We start from the raw sequence: 691 nt of genomic DNA, 5'->3' as shown, positions 1-691 counted from the left end.
GCACGCGAGCTGACGGCATTGATCGAGCGGCGCGGAAAGCCTGGCATGATTGTCAGCGATAATGGGACCGAACTAACCAGTAACGCGATCCTGCGCTGGTGTTCCGAGCATCGGATCGAATGGCACTACATCGCGCCGGGCAAGCCCATGCAGAACGGCTTCGTCGAAAGCTTTAACGGGCGGATGCGCGACGAGCTACTTAACGAGACCATGTTCCGCAACCTGGCACATGCCCGCGTCGTGATCCCCGCATGGGCCACCGACTACAACACCGAACGCCCGCATTCGGCCTTGAATTACCAGACCCCGGCCGACTACGCGCGGACCCTGACCACCGCAATCGCCCGCCCCGATACGCGAGATGAAAGCTCCGCGTGTCGGGCGATTGCTCAACCTGCGCCAATCGGCGTAAACATCAATCGGGCTCAAGTCACAGCTGGATGAGAGTTCCGTGGCAGGTCAGGTGCAAGAAGGGCTCGGCCGCGATCCCCATGCGGGTGAGATATTTTGCTTCCGAGGTCGTAAGGGCGACCTCGTCAAGATCCTGTGGCATGATGGCGTGGGCATGTCGCTTTATCTAAAGCGCCTGGAGGCAGGCAAGTTCATCTGGCCCGTGAGCCGGTCGGGCGAAGCGGTGCAGATATCGGCGGCGCAGTTAGGCTATCTTCTGGAGGGCATCGACTGGCGCAAT

2 protein-coding genes are annotated in these 691 nt (G+C 60.6%); both read left to right on the top strand.

The features are described 5' to 3' along the window. Window positions 1–444: integrase core domain-containing protein (locus tag A3722_RS18610; protein WP_150120556.1), on the top strand; the 444-nt coding region annotated here is incomplete at its 5' end. A gap of 7 nt (window positions 445–451) precedes the next feature. Beyond that, the coding region (gene tnpB / locus A3722_RS18605; RefSeq protein WP_201722074.1) for an IS66 family insertion sequence element accessory protein TnpB at window positions 452–691 on the top strand (240 nt) is incomplete at its 3' end.

The sequence above is a fragment of the Sulfitobacter sp. HI0027 genome (assembly GCF_001634775.1).
Taxonomy (GTDB): Bacteria; Pseudomonadota; Alphaproteobacteria; order Rhodobacterales; family Rhodobacteraceae; genus Sulfitobacter.
The sequence above is the reverse complement of the archived record's forward strand: the minus strand, read 5'-3'. Positions and strand labels throughout refer to the sequence as shown.